The sequence below is a fragment of the Massilia niastensis DSM 21313 genome (assembly GCF_000382345.1).
Lineage (GTDB): Bacteria > Pseudomonadota > Gammaproteobacteria > Burkholderiales > Burkholderiaceae_D > Telluria > Telluria niastensis.
Map to the genome: position 1 here is coordinate 55,586 of NZ_KB908084.1, position 17,549 is coordinate 73,134.

17 protein-coding genes and 1 pseudogene are annotated in these 17,549 nt (G+C 65.5%); 9 read left to right on the plus strand and 9 right to left on the minus strand.

All coding sequences use genetic code 11. The features are described from left to right. Positions 1 to 65 precede the first annotated feature (65 nt). Both H162_RS35715 and H162_RS0107180 read left to right on the plus strand, forming a co-directional pair. Positions 66 to 188 (plus strand): annotated as a pseudogene (locus H162_RS35715) (TetR family transcriptional regulator); the annotation flags it as partial. 30 nt (positions 189 to 218) lie between these two features. Beyond that, the gene (locus tag H162_RS0107180) at positions 219 to 680 is read left to right on the plus strand and encodes a TetR family transcriptional regulator C-terminal domain-containing protein (protein ID WP_020652778.1); all 462 of its coding nucleotides are present in this window, start codon (positions 219 to 221) and stop codon (positions 678 to 680) included. Between the two features lie 63 nt (positions 681 to 743). On the opposite strand, the gene tal is transcribed toward H162_RS0107180, so the two are convergent. The 4 genes from tal to zwf form a co-directional block, all read right to left on the minus strand. After that, positions 744 to 1,673 (minus strand): transaldolase, encoded by a 930-nt coding sequence (gene tal, locus H162_RS0107185; RefSeq protein ID WP_020652779.1) that lies wholly within the window; start codon positions 1,671 to 1,673, stop codon positions 744 to 746. A 77-nt stretch (positions 1,674 to 1,750) separates the two neighbouring features. Beyond that, the gene (gene msrC, locus H162_RS0107190; protein WP_020652780.1) at positions 1,751 to 2,248 is read right to left on the minus strand and encodes a free L-methionine (R)-S-oxide reductase MsrC; all 498 of its coding nucleotides are present in this window, start codon (positions 2,246 to 2,248) and stop codon (positions 1,751 to 1,753) included. 126 nt (positions 2,249 to 2,374) lie between these two features. Next, complete coding sequence (locus H162_RS0107195; RefSeq protein WP_020652781.1) at positions 2,375 to 3,229, minus strand: SIS domain-containing protein; 855 nt, start codon at positions 3,227 to 3,229, stop codon at positions 2,375 to 2,377. Between the two features lie 10 nt (positions 3,230 to 3,239). Next, positions 3,240 to 4,709, minus strand: a complete 1,470-nt coding sequence (gene zwf, locus H162_RS0107200) for a glucose-6-phosphate dehydrogenase (protein WP_026354347.1) — start codon at positions 4,707 to 4,709, stop codon at positions 3,240 to 3,242. A gap of 262 nt (positions 4,710 to 4,971) precedes the next feature. On the opposite strand from zwf, the gene H162_RS0107205 reads away from it, so the two are divergent. After that, a complete protein-coding gene (locus H162_RS0107205) occupies positions 4,972 to 6,414 on the plus strand; it encodes a methyl-accepting chemotaxis protein (protein WP_020652783.1) in 1,443 nt (480 codons plus the stop codon). Positions 6,415 to 6,507: 93 nt separating this feature from the next. Here the strand turns inward: H162_RS0107205 and H162_RS0107210 are convergent, their stop codons facing one another. Both H162_RS0107210 and pgi read right to left on the minus strand, forming a co-directional pair. Further along, complete coding sequence (locus H162_RS0107210) at positions 6,508 to 7,404, minus strand: SMP-30/gluconolactonase/LRE family protein (protein ID WP_026354348.1); 897 nt, start codon at positions 7,402 to 7,404, stop codon at positions 6,508 to 6,510. A gap of 30 nt (positions 7,405 to 7,434) precedes the next feature. Next, positions 7,435 to 9,078 (minus strand): glucose-6-phosphate isomerase, encoded by a 1,644-nt coding sequence (gene pgi, locus H162_RS0107215; protein WP_026354349.1) that lies wholly within the window; start codon positions 9,076 to 9,078, stop codon positions 7,435 to 7,437. A gap of 227 nt (positions 9,079 to 9,305) precedes the next feature. Here pgi and edd point away from each other — a divergent pair, with 227 nt between their 5' ends. Genes edd through H162_RS33935 form a run of 4 tightly spaced genes read left to right on the plus strand, consistent with a single transcriptional unit; the run spans position 9,306 to position 12,726 of the window. Continuing rightward, on the plus strand, positions 9,306 to 11,225 hold the full coding sequence (edd, locus tag H162_RS0107220) for a phosphogluconate dehydratase (RefSeq protein WP_020652786.1): 1,920 nt from the start codon (positions 9,306 to 9,308) through the stop codon (positions 11,223 to 11,225). Then, a complete protein-coding gene (gene eda, locus H162_RS0107225) occupies positions 11,222 to 11,842 on the plus strand; it encodes a bifunctional 4-hydroxy-2-oxoglutarate aldolase/2-dehydro-3-deoxy-phosphogluconate aldolase (RefSeq protein WP_020652787.1) in 621 nt (206 codons plus the stop codon). Before edd ends, eda begins: the two co-directional genes overlap by 4 nt. Positions 11,843 to 11,850: 8 nt before the next feature. After that, entirely contained in the window at positions 11,851 to 12,411 is a 561-nt protein-coding gene (locus tag H162_RS30315) for a hypothetical protein (protein ID WP_020652788.1), read from the plus strand. A 36-nt stretch (positions 12,412 to 12,447) separates the two neighbouring features. Continuing rightward, positions 12,448 to 12,726, plus strand: coding sequence for a hypothetical protein (locus H162_RS33935; protein WP_156885503.1), 279 nt, complete (start codon positions 12,448 to 12,450; stop codon positions 12,724 to 12,726). A 2-nt stretch (positions 12,727 to 12,728) separates the two neighbouring features. On the opposite strand, the gene H162_RS35640 is transcribed toward H162_RS33935, so the two are convergent. After that, on the minus strand, positions 12,729 to 14,399 hold the full coding sequence (locus H162_RS35640) for a methyl-accepting chemotaxis protein (protein ID WP_020652790.1): 1,671 nt from the start codon (positions 14,397 to 14,399) through the stop codon (positions 12,729 to 12,731). 418 nt (positions 14,400 to 14,817) lie between these two features. Between H162_RS35640 and rpiA the strand changes: the two genes are divergently transcribed. Both rpiA and H162_RS0107250 read left to right on the plus strand, forming a co-directional pair. After that, the gene (gene rpiA / locus H162_RS0107245; RefSeq protein ID WP_026354350.1) at positions 14,818 to 15,495 is read left to right on the plus strand and encodes a ribose-5-phosphate isomerase RpiA; all 678 of its coding nucleotides are present in this window, start codon (positions 14,818 to 14,820) and stop codon (positions 15,493 to 15,495) included. A gap of 14 nt (positions 15,496 to 15,509) precedes the next feature. After that, positions 15,510 to 15,824: a YdgH/BhsA/McbA family protein gene (locus H162_RS0107250; RefSeq protein ID WP_020652792.1), complete on the plus strand. Its 315-nt coding sequence runs from the start codon at positions 15,510 to 15,512 to the stop codon at positions 15,822 to 15,824. A 48-nt stretch (positions 15,825 to 15,872) separates the two neighbouring features. On the opposite strand, the gene H162_RS0107255 is transcribed toward H162_RS0107250, so the two are convergent. Next, positions 15,873 to 16,145, minus strand: coding sequence for an oxidative damage protection protein (locus H162_RS0107255; RefSeq protein ID WP_020652793.1), 273 nt, complete (start codon positions 16,143 to 16,145; stop codon positions 15,873 to 15,875). Positions 16,146 to 16,182: 37 nt separating this feature from the next. Next, complete coding sequence (argA, locus tag H162_RS0107260; RefSeq protein ID WP_026354351.1) at positions 16,183 to 17,496, minus strand: amino-acid N-acetyltransferase; 1,314 nt, start codon at positions 17,494 to 17,496, stop codon at positions 16,183 to 16,185. Positions 17,497 to 17,549 lie beyond the last annotated feature (53 nt).

The window sequence follows — 17,549 nt, forward strand, 5'->3', positions numbered from 1 at the left end:
ATATACTATCACGACTGTATGTAAAATGTTTTAGACCCCTCATTTTCAGGAGTAGGCTTCAAAAAATGCGCAGGACGAAGGAAGAAGCGGCCGCGACCCGCGACAGTATTCTTGATGCAGCAGAGATATTGTTTGCTGAACAGGGTGTGTCCAGAACGACATTGCAGCATATCGCAACTAAGGCCGGGGTGACGCGCGGCGCAATTTATTGGCACTTCATGGACAAGGGCGCGCTCTTCAATGCCATGATGGAAAGGGCCACCCTGCCGCTGGAGGCGGCGGTGAAGCTGCTCGACGAGCGCGCGGCTGGCGATCCCCTGCAATGCCTGCGCGACGAGTTGATGACGGTGCTGCGCATCACGGTGGAGGATCCGAAGGCGCGCCGGGTGTTCGAGATCGCGATGCTGAAGGTGGAATTCACCGACGAGGTCGATGCCGTGCGCGTGCGCCGGCGCGAGTCGATGACGCAGTGGCAGGAACGGATGGAAGGCTACCTGAACCTGGCGCTGGCAATGGGACTGTTGCGTCCCGGGGTCGATCCGCGCAATGCGGCGATGGGTTTCTGGACCATGATCGATGGGCTGATCCGCAACTGGGTGTTCGAGCCCTCGACCTACGACCTGATGGAACTGGGCGGGCAGGTGCTGGACACCTACCTGGCCGGCCTGCGCGCCCGCTGACGCCAGGCCTTGTCGGCGCGCCACGGGGCGTGGCGCGCCGTACTACGCCAAGAAGCGACGCGCTTAGCGCATTTCCTTGATCATCTTCTTGAGCTTGATCGAGTCGGCGACGAAGGCGCGGATGCCTTCGGCCAGCTTCTCGGTCGCCATCGCGTCGTCGTTGAGCATGAAGCGGAAGCTCTTCTCGTCGATGGCGATCTTCGCGATGTCGGCGTCGGCGTCAAGCACCAGCTTGCGCTCGACCGTCGCGTCGGAATCGGCCAGCTTCTGCAGCAGGTCCGGCGAGATGGTGAGCAGGTCGCAGCCGGCCAGTTCCAGGATCTGCGAGGTGTTGCGGAAGCTTGCGCCCATGACTTCGGTCTTGTAGCCGAACTTGCGGTAGTACTGGTAGATGCGCTTGACCGACTGCACGCCCGGATCGTCGGCGCCCTGGTAGTCGGTGCCGGTCGATTTCTTGTACCAGTCGTAGATGCGGCCGACGAAGGGCGAGATCAGCTGGACGCCGGCTTCGGCGCAGGCGACGGCCTGGCACAGCGAGAACAGCAGGGTCAGGTTGCAGTGGATGCCTTCCTTCTCCAGGATCTCGGCGGCGCGGATGCCTTCCCAGGTCGAGGCGATCTTGATCAGCACGCGCTCGCGCGACACGCCGGCCTTCTCGTACAGGGCGATCAGTTCGCGGCCCTTGGCGACGGTGGCTTCGGTATCGAAGGACAGGGCGGCATCGATCTCGGTCGAGACGCGGCCCGGGACGAATTTCAGGATCTCGACGCCGAAACCGATCAGGAGGTTGTCGACGATCTCATCGATCTCGGCGTGCGGCGCGTCGGCGATGGCTTTTTCCAGCAGCGGGAGGTATTCCGGCTTCTGCACGGCCTTCAGGATCAGCGACGGGTTGGTGGTCGCATCCTGCGGCGCGTAGGCCTTGATCGACTGGAAGTCGCCGGTGTCGGCGACCACGGTGGTGTACTGCTTGAGCTGTTCGAGTTGGTTCATGGCGGTCTCGGTGGTGAATCTGGTGTTGATCGGTGAAACGGGGATTCTGGGGCCTCAGTTGAAAAGCCGCTGACGCATCAGCAGTCCGTACCCTCGAGGAAGGCCGCAACCATGCGTTCCAGGCCGACACGGTCGTCGTCGGAAAAGCGATCCACTGTCGGGCTGTCGATATCGAACACGCCGACCAGCTTCCCATCCTTGATCAGCGGCAGCACGATTTCCGAGGCCGACGCCGAATCGCAGGCGATATGCCCCGGAAACGCGTGCACGTCCGGCACGACGATGGTCTTGCGCTCGACCGCGGTGGCGCCGCACACGCCGCGTCCGAACGGGATGCGGGCGCAGGCCGGCTTGCCCTGGAACGGGCCGACCAGCAGGTCCTGGCCTTCGCCCTTCTTGGCGGGCACGGTCAGGTAGAAACCGGCCCAGTTCAGGTCGGCGAGGGTGTCGTAGACGAGGGCGGAAAACTGCGACGCATTGGCGATCAGGTCGCGTTCGCCTTCGAGGACGCTGGCGACCTGGCGCACCAGCAGGTCATAGTCGGGGCGGGCGCTGCGTTCGGGATTGATGTGCATGGCGGGGCCGGGAACTGTCGAAACCGGGTATTTTACACCTGTGCCGCGCACAGCTGGGAAGGCTGGCGGAACAGCGCCAGCGGCATCCGCTCAAAGGACCGGTCGGCAAGCTCAGTCAGGCGGCTCCTAGCCGATGAAGGAATCGAACTGCATGTCGAACTCCTGCAAGGCCTTCTGCGCATTCTGCATCTTCTTGCGGAACTCGGGCCCGCGGCGCAGCGCCAGTCCGACCGCCAGCACGTCGATGACCACCAGGTAGGCCAGCCGCGCCGAGATCGGCGTATACGGATCGATCGCGAACACCAGGTCGATCGGGATGAACAGCGTGGCCATCTCGGCCAGCGGCGTGCCCGACGGCGCCAGCACGATCACTTCCGCGCCGCCGCTGCGGGCCAGCTTGGCCGAGCGCACCATCGAGGGGTTGTTGCCGCGCTGTGAGATCGCCACCACGGCGTCTCCCTCGCGCAGCAGCGCCGCCGCGATCGAATGGATCGCCGGGTCGGTATAGGCCACGGTCGGCACGCCCGAGCGGAAGAACTTGTGCTGGGCGTCGGCCGCGACGAAGCCCGAGGTGCCCTGGCCGTAGAACTCGATCTTGTTGGCGCGCGCCAGGATCTCGAGCGCCTTCTGGATCAGTTCGGGATTCAGGTTGTTGCGCAGGTCGAGCAGGGTATTGATCGAGCGGCTGCAGATCTTGTTGATCAGGTCGGCCGCCAGGTCGTCCTGGGCCGGCTGTTCATTGGCGCCGGGCAGGGCCAGCGCCAGCCCCTGCGCCAGCTTGAGCTTGAACTCGTGCCAGCCCTCGTAGCCGAGCGTGCGGCAGAAGCGCACCACGGTCGGTTCGGACACCTGGGCGCTCTTGGCGAGCGCCGTGATGTTCTGGCTGACCGTCACGGACGGCGCGGCAAGCACCGCGAGCGCGACCTTGCGCTCCGACTTGGAGAGCGTATCGAGCTGGGTGCGGATCGAGTCGAGCAGCATGGGCCTGGCCTCAGTCTTCCGGCAGCACTTCTTCGCGCCACTGCAGGCCGTCGCGCCCGATCAGCGCGCTCGAGGCGGCAGGGCCCCAGGTGCCCGAGGTGTAGGGCACCGGCGTGGTGTCGTCCTGCTCCCAGTATTCCAGGATCGGCTCGACCCATTCCCAGGCCGCTTCCAGTTCGTCGCCGCGCATGAACAGGGTCAGCTGGCCGCGCAGCACGTCGACCAGCAGGCGCTCGTAGGCTTCCATGCGCGGGCTCTTGAACTGCTCGCGGAAGTCCAGTTCGAGTTCGGCCTGCTTCAGGCGCATGGCGTCGCCCGGGGTCTTGGCCATCAGGTTCATCGACAGGCCTTCGTCCGGCTGCAGGCGGATCACCAGGCTGTTCGGCTGGAAGCTCGAGGTCGGCTGGTTGAAGATCGAATGCGGGATCGGCTTGAAGCGCACCACGATCTCGGCCAGGCGGTCGGCCATGCGCTTGCCGGTGCGCAGGTAGAAGGGCACGCCGGCCCAGCGCCAGGTGTCGATCTCGGCCTTCATGGCGACGAAGGTCTCGGTCTTCGAATACTTCGGCGCTTCCGGCTCCTCGCGGTAGCCCGGCACCGGCATGCCGTCCACGTAGCCGGAGCGGTACTGGCCGCGCACGATGTTCTGCGCCAGGGTGGTCGGGGTGAAGCGTTTCAGCGAGCGCAGCACCTGCAGCTTGGCGTCGCGCACGGCGTCCGGCGCGATCGAGGCCGGCGGTTCCATGGCGACGATGCACAGCAGCTGCAGCAGGTGGTTCTGCAGCATGTCGCGCAGCGCGCCCGAGGTGTCGTAGTAGCCCAGGCGGTTGCCCACGCCGATCTTCTCGGCGATGGTGATCTGCACGTCCGAGATCCATTCGCGGCGCCACAGCGGCTCGAACAGGATGTTCCCGAAGCGCAGGGCCAGCAGGTTCTGCACGGTTTCCTTGCCCAGGTAGTGGTCGATCCGGTAGATCTGCGATTCGGCGAACACCTTGCCGACCTCGAGGTTGATCTGCTTGGCCGAGGCCAGGTCGCGGCCCAGGGGCTTTTCCAGCACCACGCGCGAATTCGGCGTGACCAGGCTGGTGGCGGCCAGGTTGTCGCAGATCGTGGCGAACAGGTGCGGCGGGGTGGCCAGGTAGTACACCCGGGTCAGCGCCTCGTCCTTGCGCAGGGCTTCGACCAGGTCGCCATAGGTGGCGACGTCGGTGGCGTTGAGCCCCACGTAGACGATGCGCTTCAGGAAGCGGGCCCAGGCTTCGCTGGACGGGGTGTCCTTGATATGCGGCTTCGAATTGGTCTCGATGGTCTGCAGGAACTGTTCCTGTGACGCTTCGTCACGGCCGACACAGATGATGCGCGCGGTCGGCGGCAGGTCGCCGGCGACGTCGCGCGAGTACATCGCAGGGAGCAGCTTGCGCATCGCAAGGTCGCCGCTGCCGCCAAAGAGAACGAGATCGAAATCGGATAGAGCCATGGTCAATGTCGGGGCAAAAGTGGGTGGAAGCGTCGCATGTAAATTTACTACATAAATACCTGATCTGCAAGAAAATTTACTACGTAAGTTTGGCCCGAGCAGGATGCATGGTGCCACATTTACCGCATGGGAGGCGCGGTCGATCCGCGCCGCACGCGCGCGTTTTCCGATGACAACAGGGGCGAATCGGCATATAGTTGCCGTACGTAAATACACTGGCCATGCGCAGCAGGCGGGAGCCGGGAAGCGGAAGGAGACAGGGATGAAGTGGTTGAAAGGCGCCATGCGCGCTTCCAGGATGGCGTTCGCGCCGGCCGGCAGGGGCGGCGTCAGCGGCAGCGTGCGCGCGCTGGTGGTCAAGGCCAGGGACGGCAGCATCAGGACGGCGATCAACACGGCGCGGCTGCACAAGGAGGTCGACCATGCGCTGGCCCAGGCCACGCGGCAGTACGAGGCGGCGCACGAGCTGGCCGATGCGGCGCACGAGGTGACCCAGCTGTCCGCCGGCGTCAAGCTGGGCGCCGACCAGATCGCCCGCACGGCCGAGCGCAACCTCGGGGTGGCGCGCGCATCGATGGACGAGCTGGCGCGCCTGGAGCAGCGCATGCGCCACATCGAGAGCCAGGTGCAGGGCTTTTCGCGCACCGTCGAGCAGCTGGTGGTGCACCTGCAGTCGATCACCGCATTCGGCACCATCATCGAGAACGTCGCCAACCAGACCAACCTGCTGGCCATCAATGCGGCCATCGAGGCGGCCCGCGCCGGCGAGGCGGGCAGGGGCTTCGCCGTGGTGGCGGCCGAGGTGCGCCGCCTGTCGCAGGTGGTCAACGCGGAAGTCGTGAAGATCTCGACGGCGAGCGGCGCCATGCGTTCGCTGGTCGAGTCGACCTCCGGCGCGACCGCCGATGTGCTGGCCGGCGTGAACGTCTCCGCGCGCGAGGTCGGCCTGGCGGCCGGGCACTTCACCACCTTCGTCGCCGATTTCGAGCGCATGACCGGGACCGTGAACGAGATGGCGGCCGCGATGCAGTCGCTGGACGGCATCAACCAGCAGATCGGCGCCCGGGTGGGCGAGGTGGCCGCGAATGCCTCCACCTCGGCCAGCACCATGACCGACGCTTCGCGCCGCGTCGACGAGGTGCGCGTGGCCACCGAAGAGATCCAGGGCGTGCTGGCGGAATTCCGCACCGGCGGCACGCCCTTCGACGCGCTGGTGGAAACCACCACCCGCCTGCGCGAAGACGTGCTGTCCTGCCTTGGGCGCCATGCCGCCGGCGGCGCCGACATCTTCGACCAGGCCTACAAGCCGATCCCGCAATCGAACCCGCCGCGCTTCACGACTTCGTGGGACCGCGCCGTGGAGCGCGACCTGCAGGCCATCTTCGACCGCGTGCTGGGCGACCTGCCGGGCGCGGCGTACGCGCTGGCGGTCGACAACCGCGGCTTTGCGCCGGCGCACAACACCAAATTCTCGCAGCCGCCCACCGGCCGCCCCGAACACGACCTGGTCTATTGCCGCAACAAGCGCATCTTCGACGACCCGGTCGGCGGCAAGCTGGCGAAGAACCGCCAGCCCTTCCTGCTCCAGACCTACCTGCGCGATACCGGGGAGGTGATCAACGACCTGTCGATGCCGGTCATGATCGAGGGCCGCCACTGGGGCGCGGTGCGGATCGGCTACGATTCCGCGCGCATGCAATCGTAGCGTGGGCGGGTTTCCCGCCCACGCGTTCAAATAACGCATGCACGAATGCGCCACCGTGCGTTGCACGCGTGGGCGGCAAAGCCGCCCACCCTACTAGCCGCGGTACTCGGGCTCCTCGCGTCCCGCCACGCCCACGCGCGTGCACAGCACCTTGCCGCTCAGCGGATACTTCGCCAGCTCCTCGGGCGAGCGGCCATGGCTGGCGCTGGTGATGTACAGCGTGCGCAGGTCGGTCCCGCCGAAGGCGACGGAAGTGGGACAGCGCACCGGCAGGGCGATCTCGCGCAGGATTTCGCCGTTCGGCGCGATGCGCAGCACGCGCCCGCCTTCGAACATCGCGACCCAGTACGCGCCTTCCTCGTCGATCGTCGCGCCGTCCGGACGGCCGCCGTAGCCGGGCGCCGTTTTATCGGCCGGGAAGGTCGTCAGGGTGCGTCCGTTGCTGTGGGCGCCGGTGGCGGGATCGAAGTCGTAGCAGTCGATACGGTGGCTGGTGGTATCGGCATGGAACATCGTGCGGCCGTCCAGGCTCCAGGCCAGGCCGTTCGAGTTGGTCATGCCGCCGGCCCAGGCGCGGCGCAGCTTGCCGCGCTCGAGCACGTACATCTCGGCCGCGGGCTGGTCGCGCGGCTCGTACATGGTGCCGATCCAGAAGCGGCCCGCCGGATCGACGCGGCCGTCGTTGAAGCGCACCTTGCCGGTATCGTAGGGCGCTTCGGCGATCAGGTGTTCCGCGCCGCTCGTCGTGTTCAGGCACACCAGGCCGGTGCGGGTGGCGACCACCAGGTTGTTGTCGCCGTCCACCGCCAGGGCCGAGGGTTCCGATCCCATCTTCCAGGACGTGAACTTGCCGCTGGCCGGGTGCACCCGGTTCACGGTGTGGCCATTGATGTCGACCCAGTACAGCGCAGACTCGACCTCGTGCCAGGTCGGGGATTCGCCGACCAGCATCGGCGTATCGTGCAGGACTTCAAATTTTTGCGTTGCCATAGAGTGCGTGTTGCTTGTTGTGTTTGTGAGTCAGACAGCCGCCCTGGCGCGGGCGATCAGGCCGTTGGTGGAGCTGTCGTGCTGCGCGGGCTGGGCCTCGCCGCCGAGCTCGGCCTCGATCTTTTTCGCCAGGACCTTGCCCAGTTCAACGCCCCACTGGTCGAAACTGTTGACATCCCAGAGCACGCCCTGCACGAAAGTCTTGTGTTCGTACAGTGCAATGAGGGCGCCCAGGGTGGAGGGGGTCAGGCGCTCCATCAGAATGGTGTTGCTCGGGCGATTGCCCGGGAAGGTCTTGTGCGGGGTCAGGCGCTCGACTTCGGACGCATCCAGTCCCTGCTGTTGCAGGTCCGCGCGCACCTCGTCGGCGGTCTTGCCCTTCATGAAGGCCTCCGACTGGGCGAAGCAGTTCGCCAGCAGGGCGGTGTGGTGGTTGCCGAATTCATGGGCCGGACGCAGGGCGGCGATGAAGTCGATCGGCGTGACGTCGGTACCCTGGTGCAGCAGCTGGAAGTAGGCGTGCTGGCCGTTGGTGCCGCACTCGCCCCAGATCGCCGGGCAGGTCGGGGTGTCGACCGGCGCGCCGTCGCGGGTGACGCGCTTGCCGTTGCTCTCCATGTCGAGCTGCTGGAGGTAGGCCGGGAAGCGGTTCAGGTCCTGGTGGTAGGGCGCGATCGTGACCGAGGGCGCGCCCAGGAACTGGCGGTTCCAGAAGCCGACCAGGGCCAGGATCGCCGGCAGGTTCTGTTCGAGCGGGGCGGTGCGGAAGTGCTCGTCGAGCTCATGGGCGCCGGCCAGGAAATCGCTGAAGTAGCCGAAGCCGACCGCCAGCGCGACCGGCAGGCCGATCGCCGACCATACGGAATAGCGGCCGCCGACCCAGTCCCAGAACGGGAACATGTTGGCCGGATCGATGCCGAAGGTCTTGATGGCCTCGGTGTTGGTGGAGACGGCGACGAAGTGCCTGGCCAGCGCCGGTTCCGGCGCCTGGCCCAGGAACCAGCTGCGCGCGGTCTGCGCGTTCATCATGGTCTCGGCCGTGGTGAAGGTCTTCGAGGCGACGATGAACAGCGTGGTTTCCGGATTCACCTGGGCGAGGGCGGCGTCCATGTCGTGGCCGTCGACGTTCGACACGAAGTGCATGCGCAGGCGCGGATGGGTGTAGTGGCGCAGCGCCAGGCAGACCATCTTCGGACCCAGGTCGGAGCCGCCGATGCCGATGTTGACCACGTCCGTGATCGGCTTGCCGGTATGGCCCAGCCATTCGCCGCTGCGCACCGCGTCGGTGAAGGACTTGACGCGGTCGAGCACGGCGTGCACGTCGGCGTCGATATCCTGGCCATCCACGACCAGCTTGCTGCCGCGCGGGGCGCGCAGGGCGGTATGCAGCACCGCGCGGTTCTCGGTGTTGTTGATGCGTTCGCCGGCGAACATCGCGTCGCGGCGCGCCTCCACGCCGCGCTCGCGCGCCAGGCTTGCCAGCAGTTCAAGCGTGCGCCCGTCGACGCGATTTTTTGAATAGTCTAGGAACAACCCCGCGGCCTCGACCGACAGGCGCTCGAAGCGCTGCGGATCGGCTGCGAACAGGTCGCGCATCAGCCAGTCCCTGGCATCGGCGGCATGGGTGGCGAGGGCTTGGAAGCTGGCGGTAGTGGTCAAAGGTGGCTGGCGCATGGGTTGGGGGTGCGTGGCACAATGTTGTCAATAGCAGATTATTGAATAATACAAGGAACTCCGCGTAAATTCACTACAAAAAATGACCGTGCATATGCTCTGCCATTTCAGCACGGGCAATCCCCGTTCTGTCCGGAACGCCTGCCGGGAGAGAGAAAAGCAGCTTGCGTCCGCTCCGTATAAATCTGTAGTAAAATTTCAGATACCAAATTTAGGAAGGAACGAACATGGCGCTCCACCCCGTAGTTGAACAGGTCACCAACCGCATCATCCAGCGCAGCCGGCCGTCGCGTTCGGCTTACCTCGCGCATCTCGAAGCAGCGCGCTCCCACGGGGTCCAGCGCGGCGCGCTGGCGTGCACCAACCTGGCGCACGGCTTTGCGGCCTTCCCGCCCAGCGACAAGCTCAAGCTGCGCGAATACAAGAAGCCCTCGGTGGCGATCGTATCGTCCTATAACGACATGCTGTCCGCGCACCATCCGTTCGAGTATTATCCGAAAATCATCAAGGAAGCCGCGCGCGAAGTCGATGCCGTGGCCCAGTTCGCCGGAGGCGTGCCGGCCATGTGCGACGGCGTGACCCAGGGCCAGCCGGGCATGGAGCTGTCGCTGTTCTCGCGCGATACGATCGCGATGAGCACTGCGGTGGCGATGTCGCACAACATGTTCGACGCCGCGACCTATCTCGGCATCTGCGACAAGATCGTGCCGGGCCTGCTGATCGGCGCACTACACTTCGGCCACATCCCGGGCGTGTTCGTGCCGGGCGGCCCGATGACTTCCGGCATTTCGAACAAGGAAAAGGCGCGCGTGCGCCAGCTGTACGCGCAGGGCAAGGCCACCCGCGATGAGCTGCTCGAAAACGAGGCGCAGTCCTACCACAGCGAGGGCACCTGCACCTTCTACGGCACCGCCAACAGCAACCAGATGCTGATGGAGATGATGGGCCTGCACCTGCCGGGTTCCGCCTTCATCACGCCAGGCACGCCGCTGCGCGATGCGCTGACGGCCGAAGCCGCACGGCGCGCGGTCGCGATTTCCCAGCAGGGTGGCAACTACATGCCGGTCGGCCACGTGGTCGACGAGAAGAGCATCGTCAACGCCATCGTCGCGCTGCACGCGACCGGCGGCTCGACCAACCACACCCTGCACATCGTGGCGATCGCGCGCGCGGCCGGCATCGTGATCGACTGGAACGATTTCGACGAGCTGTCCAAGGTGGTGCCGCTCCTGACCCGCATCTACCCGAACGGCGAAGCCGACGTCAACCACTTCCAGGCCGCCGGCGGTCCGGGCTTCGTGATCCGCGAACTGCTCGACGCCGGCCTGGCCCACGACGACGTCAACACCATCCTCGGCCACGGCCTGCGCAACCACTGCAAGGAGCCTTTCCTGGGCGAAGACGGCAAGGTGGTGTGGAAGGACGTGCCGGCGCAAAGCGCCGACGAATCGGTGCTGCGCCCGGTGTCGAATCCGTTCAGCGCCAATGGCGGCATGGTGCTGGTGAAGGGCAACCTGGGCCGCGCGGTCATGAAGGTCTCGGCGGTCAAGAAGGATTACCACGTGGTCGAGGCCCCGGCCATCACCTTCGACTCGCAGGAAGACTTCATGCACGCCTACAAGGCCGGCCAGCTGAACCGCAACTTCGTGGCCGTGATCCGTTTCCAGGGTCCGCGCGCGAACGGCATGCCGGAACTGCACGCCCTGACGCCGGCGCTGTCGAACCTGCAGGACGCCGGCTACCATGTGGCGATGGTGACCGACGGCCGCATGTCGGGCGCCTCCGGCAAGGTGCCGGCGGCGATCCACGTGTCGCCTGAAATCCTGGCCGGCGGCCCGCTCGGCCTGGTGCGCAACGGCGACATGATCCGCGTCGACGCCACCACCGGCACCCTGGAAGCGCTGGTGCCGGACGATGTCTGGCATGCGCGCAGCATGGCCACCGCCGACCTGTCGAAGAGCCACATCGGCATGGGACGCGAACTGTTTGCGGTATTCCGACAGGCGATCAGCGCGGCCGAGGAGGGTGCGGCCACCTTCCCGCTGCCGTCGCCGATCCCGACCACCGTGCCGTTGCATGAGGGCGCCGACAGCGGCGAGATCATGCCCGGCTCCGATGAAGACTTTCTTTTCAGGACCCAGAAATGACCCTTCTTGACATCATGCGCTCGGCGAGCGTGATCCCGGTTATCGCCATCGACGATCCCGAGCATGCCGTGCCGCTGGCGAAAGCCCTGGTAGCGGGCGGCATCCGCGTGCTCGAAGTGACCCTGCGCACCGAGCATGGCCTGGGCGCGATCCGCGCCATGAGCCAGGTCGAAGGCGCGATCGTCGGCGTCGGCACCCTGACCCAGCCGGAAGAATTCGCCGCCTCGCGCGATGCGGGCGCGGTGTTCGGCGTGTCGCCGGGCCTGACCCCGGCCCTGATCGAAGCCAGCAGGAAGAGCGGCCTGCCGCTGCTGCCGGGCGTGATGACCCCGTCCGAAGTGCTGCTGGCGCGCGAAGCCGGCTTCCGCCAGCTCAAGCTGTTCCCGGCGGTGCCGGCGGGCGGCGTGGGCATGCTGAATGCGATCGCCGGCCCGCTGCCGGACGTGACCTTCTGCCCGACCGGCGGCATCTCGATCGAGACCGCGCCGAAGTTCCTGGCCTGTAAGAACGTGGCCTGCGTGGGCGGTTCCTGGCTGACGCCGAAGGACGTGATCGCCGCGGGCGACTGGGGCAGGATCACCGAACTGGCGAAAGCGGCCGCCACGCTGCGCCAGTAAGCCTGGCCGTGCCGTCGCTGGCGCGCCCGCTGAGCGCGGGCGAAATCGCGATGGCGTCGCAGCTGTTCGGCGACGCCATCGACTACCGCCGGGTACGCGTGTACAACCGGCGTTATCTGCCGTTCCAGCCGAGGAACTGCGCGATGACGCCGAACGGCAGCATGTACTTCCACTATTCCTGTTTTCTCCCCGACTACACGCGCGGCGACCCGCCCGCGATCCACTGGTTCATGCACGAGATGGTGCATGTGTGGCAGCACCAGCTGGGCTATCCGGTGCGCCTGCGCGGCGCTTTCCGTATCGGGCTGTCCTACGGCTATGCCCTGCGCGAGGATGCGACCCTGGCGGACTACAACATGGAGGCCCAGGGCGACCTGCTGGCCGATTATTTCATGTTGAAGTACCTGGGCAAGCCGCAGGCGATGCGGCAGCAGCGCTATCGCAACAGCCTGGCCCTGTACGAGAAGGTGCTGGCGCAGTTCCTTGCCGATCCGGCGAGCCTGGACAACCTGCACCATGGACCGGCGCGCTGGCTGGCGGGGTGGTTCACGCCGAAGCCGGTCGCTTGAATTTGCCGCATTCAGGGTCAGATCTGTCATTCGGACATGGACGGACAACCCTTGCGAAATCTCAGAACGGTTTTGAGCATGCTGAGACGTTTTCCTCTTTCCGGCATGGTCCGCTGCTGTTCCGCGACGCCATCGACTACAGCCGCGTCCGTATTCACGTCCGGCGCCATATGCCTTTCCAGCAGAAGACGGCAGCCAGGCCACCGCCACAGCCTGGCGCTGTTCCAGCAGGTGCTGGCGCCGTTCCTGCGCGATCCAGCCGACAAGGCCAACCTGAACCCTGGGCCGGCGCGCTGGCTGGCCTGCCTGGCCTGACTTCAGGCGGAGGCGATTTCCTCGACCTCGCTGTGCGCCGCGCTGGCGCGCATGGCCAATGCGCGGCCGGCCGGCAACCGGCGCGACCCCGGCCGCGCAAGCGGGGCGCGCGCGCCGGCCGCGCTGTCGCCGACATCGAATACGCTCACCAGCCCGGCCAGGGTCGTGGCCTGCTCCTGCAACGAAGCCGCCGCCGCGGCGGCCTCTTCGACCAAGGCCGCGTTCTGCTGGGTCACGCCATCCATCCGGGTAATGGCGGCATTGACCTGCTCGATGCCGAGCGTCTGCTCGGCGCTGGCGGCGGCGATCTCGGACATGATGTCGGTCACGTGCGCGATCCCCTGCACGATCTCCTGCATGGTTGCGCCAGCCTGGTCGACCAGGCGCCCGCCGGCGTCGACCTTGTCCACCGAATCGCCGATCAGGGTGCGGATCTCCTTGGCCGCCCCGGCCGAGCGCTGCGCCAGGCTGCGCACCTCGGAGGCGACGACCGCGAAGCCGCGTCCCTGCTCGCCGGCGCGCGCCGCCTCGACCGCCGCGTTCAGCGCCAGGATGTTGGTCTGGAAGGCGATGCCATCGATGACGCCGATGATGTCGGCGATCTTCTTCGAGGATTCGTTGATCGAGGCCATGGTGGTCACGACCTGGGCCACCACCTCGCCGCCGCGGGCGGCGATCAGGGAGGCGTTCCTGGCCAGGGTATCGGCCTGGCGCGCATTGTCGGCATTCTGGCGGACGGTGCCGGTCAGCTCTTCCATCGAGGACGCAGTCTCCTCCAGCGAGCCGGCCTGCTGCTCGGTGCGCGCCGACAGGTCGAGGTTGCCGGCGGTGATCTGCTGCGAGGCGGTGACGATGGTATCGGTGCCGGCGCGCACCGCGGTGACGGTCTTGAGCAGGCTGGCGTTCATGGTCTTGAGTGCCTCCATCAGCTTGCCGACCTCGTCGCGTGAATCGATCCGGATGTCAGCCGTCAGGTCGCCGGATGCGACCTGCCGCGCCAGGTCTACGGCACGTGCGAGCGGCCCGGTGATGCTGCGCGTGAGTAGCCAGCCGAACAGCGCCGCGCTGGCCAGCGCGAAGGCGCCGACGCCGACCAGGACACGGCGCCCGGACACCTGCAGCGCGTCGATGTCGGCCTGCGCCTGCTCGGATAGCTTGCCCTGGTAAGCGACCAGCTCCTCGACCGACGCCATGTAGGCGCGCATCTGGGGGGCGACTTTTTCCTTGAAAAATTTCTGCACCTCGGGACTGTCGCCACCGAGTTCGGCCTTGCGCCGGAAGCCCTCGTCGCCCAGGCTGTACCAGGTCCGGTCCTGCGCGATCACCTGGTCCAGCAGGGCCTTGTCGTGTTCTCTGTCGACCAGCGCTGCCAGTTCCTGCTGCACCTTGGTCACCTTGGCGCGCGCGGCCTGGATCCGGTCGTCGTAGTACTGGTCGTCGCCGGCGACGGTGCTCCTGAGCTTTGCGACGATGCGCACGCTGTTGGCAGAAATCCCTTCGAGCCAGTCCTTGGCGAGGGAGGCCTTGTGGCTGGCTTGTGCCATGACCGTCTTCGCCGCGCCGATGCGATCGAGTTGCCATAGCATACTCGCGAGCATGAGTGCCATAAGGAAAATGACTGCAGCGAATGCTCCGCCCAGCCGGATGCCGATATTGAGGTCGTTGATTTTCATGGAGTCCAAGTCAGAAAGCGATGTCGATGGATTTATAGATCAATTATTCTAGAATCAATCGTCAAGAATAATTCGCAATGGGCTGGCTTGGTCAAACCGAAGTAAAAATTTCAACAGTACTGTTGCAAACAAGAAACGAAATGGTGTCTAAACATTATCGTTCATGGCCGGATGGGGAGTTCCCGCACGCCGCTATTGCCCATCCGGGGCGTGATGCGCGGGTTTCGATGGCAAATGTGAGCCGAGAATTGACGAGTTTGGGATAAACAAACCAGCATTTTGAGATAGAGCAAAGGTGCTCGATCGGTGTCCGAATGACAGACCTGACCCGAATCCTGTGGTGCGAGCGACGAATTCTGGGAGTGGCGCGGGGCGATCCGCTAAAATGGCGGATTCTTTTTCTTCTACCAACAGCATCATGACTCAAGACGAACTCAAGCAGGCAGTGGCGCGCGCCGCCATCGATTACGTGGTCGACGGCGAAATCATCGGCGTCGGCACCGGCTCGACCGCCAACTTCTTCATCGACGAACTGGCCAGGATCAAGGACCGCATCAAGGGCACCGTGGCCTCGTCGGAAGCGACCGCGGCGCGCCTGCGCGGCCACGGCATTCCGGTGTTCGACCTGAACGAAGTGGAATCGATGGCGGTCTACATCGACGGCGCGGACGAGATCACCGCTACCGGCGCAATGATCAAGGGCGGCGGCGCGGCGCACACGCGCGAGAAGATCGTGGCGTCGGTGTCGAAGAAGTTCGTCTGCATCGCCGACGGCTCGAAGCTGGTGGACACGCTGGGCAAGTTCCCGCTGCCGGTCGAAGTCATCCCGATGGCGCGCGCCTCCGTGATGCGCAAGCTGGCGGCCCTCGGCGGCCAGCCGCGCCTGCGCACCAGGAAGGACAGCGATGAAGCCCTGATCACCGACAACGGCGGCGAGATCATCGACGTGGCCGGCCTGTCGATCACGGACCCGGTGGCGCTGGAAGCCGAGATCAACCAGATCGTCGGCGTGATCGCCGTCGGCCTGTTCGCCAGCCCGGGCGCCGATGTCTGCCTGCTGGGCACGGCGGAAGGCGTCAAGACCCTGTCGTTCTAAGCGGGAGGGTGCCGATGAAGCGCGCGCTGGTGCTGGCGGCCGTCCTGCTGGGCGGCTGTTCCATGTTGAATGGCAGGATGGAGCCGGCGCCGGTGGCGGCCGTGCAGCCGGTGGCCGTGCAGCCGGGCGCGCAGATCGAGCGCGTGCCGTTCCAGGTGGGCGTGTCGTCGGCGACCGTCGAAAAACTCGCGGCGGAGCAGGCCTGTACCGGAGGGAAGGGTGCGGGGCTGATGACCGAGCCGGGGCCGGTCGAGGTGTATCGCATGCAGTGCGATAACGGGAAGGTGTTCCTGGCGCGCTGCGAGCTCAGGCAGTGCAGGAAGATGTGATCGGTTGATGCAGGGTGGACGGGGAATTCAGTCCACCCTGCATTGGCGTCAGGCCGCCGGCGGCACGTAACCCATCGCCTGATCCGCGCCCTCGCCAAAGAAATGCTTTTCCATCTGCGTCGCCAGATACTTGCGCGCGCGGTCATCCGCCAGGTTCAGGCGGTTTTCGTTGATCAGCATGGTCTGGTGCTTCAGCCAGGCCTGCCATGCCTCTTTCGAGACCGACAGGTAGAGCTTTTTGCCCATTTCGCCAGGGACCGGCGGGAAATCCAGCCCTTCGGCTTCCTTGTTCAGTTTGATGCAGTGGACGGTGCGGGCCATCGTGTACTCCTGTTATCCGTATCGGTGTAAAACAATATTATAGAGTCTTGATCAAAACCTGTGACCGGCGCTGCCAGTTATACATGTGCTGGCGGTCCTTCGGCAGGTCGTCCACGGTGGCGGGCACGAAACCGCGTTTCTTGAACCAGTGCGCCGTGCGCGTGGTCAGCACGAACAATTTGTTCAGGCCGGCCGCCCGCGCCCGGTTTTCCATGTGTTTCAGGATCCGCTCGCCGTCGCCCTGGGCCTGCGAATCCATGCTCACCGTCAGGCAGGCCATCTCGCCCATCTTCGATTCGGGGAAGGGATACAGCGCCGCGCAGCCGAAGATCACGCCGTCGTGCTCGATCACCGAGAACTGGTCGATCTCGCGCTCGATCAGCTCGCGGCCGCGGTAGACCAGGGTGCCGTCGGCTTCCAGCGGCTCGATGAGCTTGATAATTCCGCCGACGTCCTCAATTGAGGCCTGACGCAGGCTTTCCAGGTTCTCGTGGCTGATCATGGTGCCCACGCCGTCGTGGGTGAACAGTTCGAGCAGGGTCGAACCGTCCAGTTCGAACGGTACGATGTGCGCACGGTCCACGCCGCTGTGGCAGGCCTTGATCGCATGCTGGAGGTAGAAGGCCGCGTCGGCCGGCAGGAAGTCGGCCTGCAGCACGGCTTCGGCCTGGTGCGAGGACAGCTCGCGCAGCTCGACGCCGGCGACGTCCTTCATGATCGGGGTTTCGGTGATGTAGATCAGCTTGTCGGCGCGCAGGGCGATGGCGGCCGAGGCGGCCACGTCTTCCATGGTCAGGTTGAAGATCTCGCCGGTCGGCGAGAAACCCAGCGGCGACAGCAGCACCAGGCTGTCTTCGGTCTGGAGGATGGGGTGGATCTTTTCGGCGGCAATCTTGCGCGTCACGCCGGTGAGTTCGAAATCGATGCCGTCGATCACGCCCAGCGGACGCGCGACGACGAAGTTGCCCGACACGATACTGATCTGCGCGTGCGACATCGGCGTGTTCGGGAGCCCCTGGCTGAAGGCTGCTTCGATGTCGAGACGCAATTCGCCGGCGGCTTCCTTCGCGCATTCGAGCGCGGCGGGATCGGTGATCCGGATACCGTTATGGAAACGGCCTTCGACATTGCGCAGCGCCAGCTGTTCCGCCACCTGGGGACGCGAACCGTGCACCAGCACCACGCGGATGCCGAGGCCGAGCAGCAGCGACAGGTCTTGCGCCAGCGTCGGCAGGGCGCCGGCGGCGACGAGTTCACCGGGGAAGGCGACGACGAAAGTCCTGCCGCCGAAGGTATGAATGTACGGCGCGACGGAGCGCAACCACTGGACGAATTGGGTAGGGTTTTCCATTTGCCGCATTATAATTCGCTGCGCGTTGTGCGCACCAAATACCTTGTAAAAAT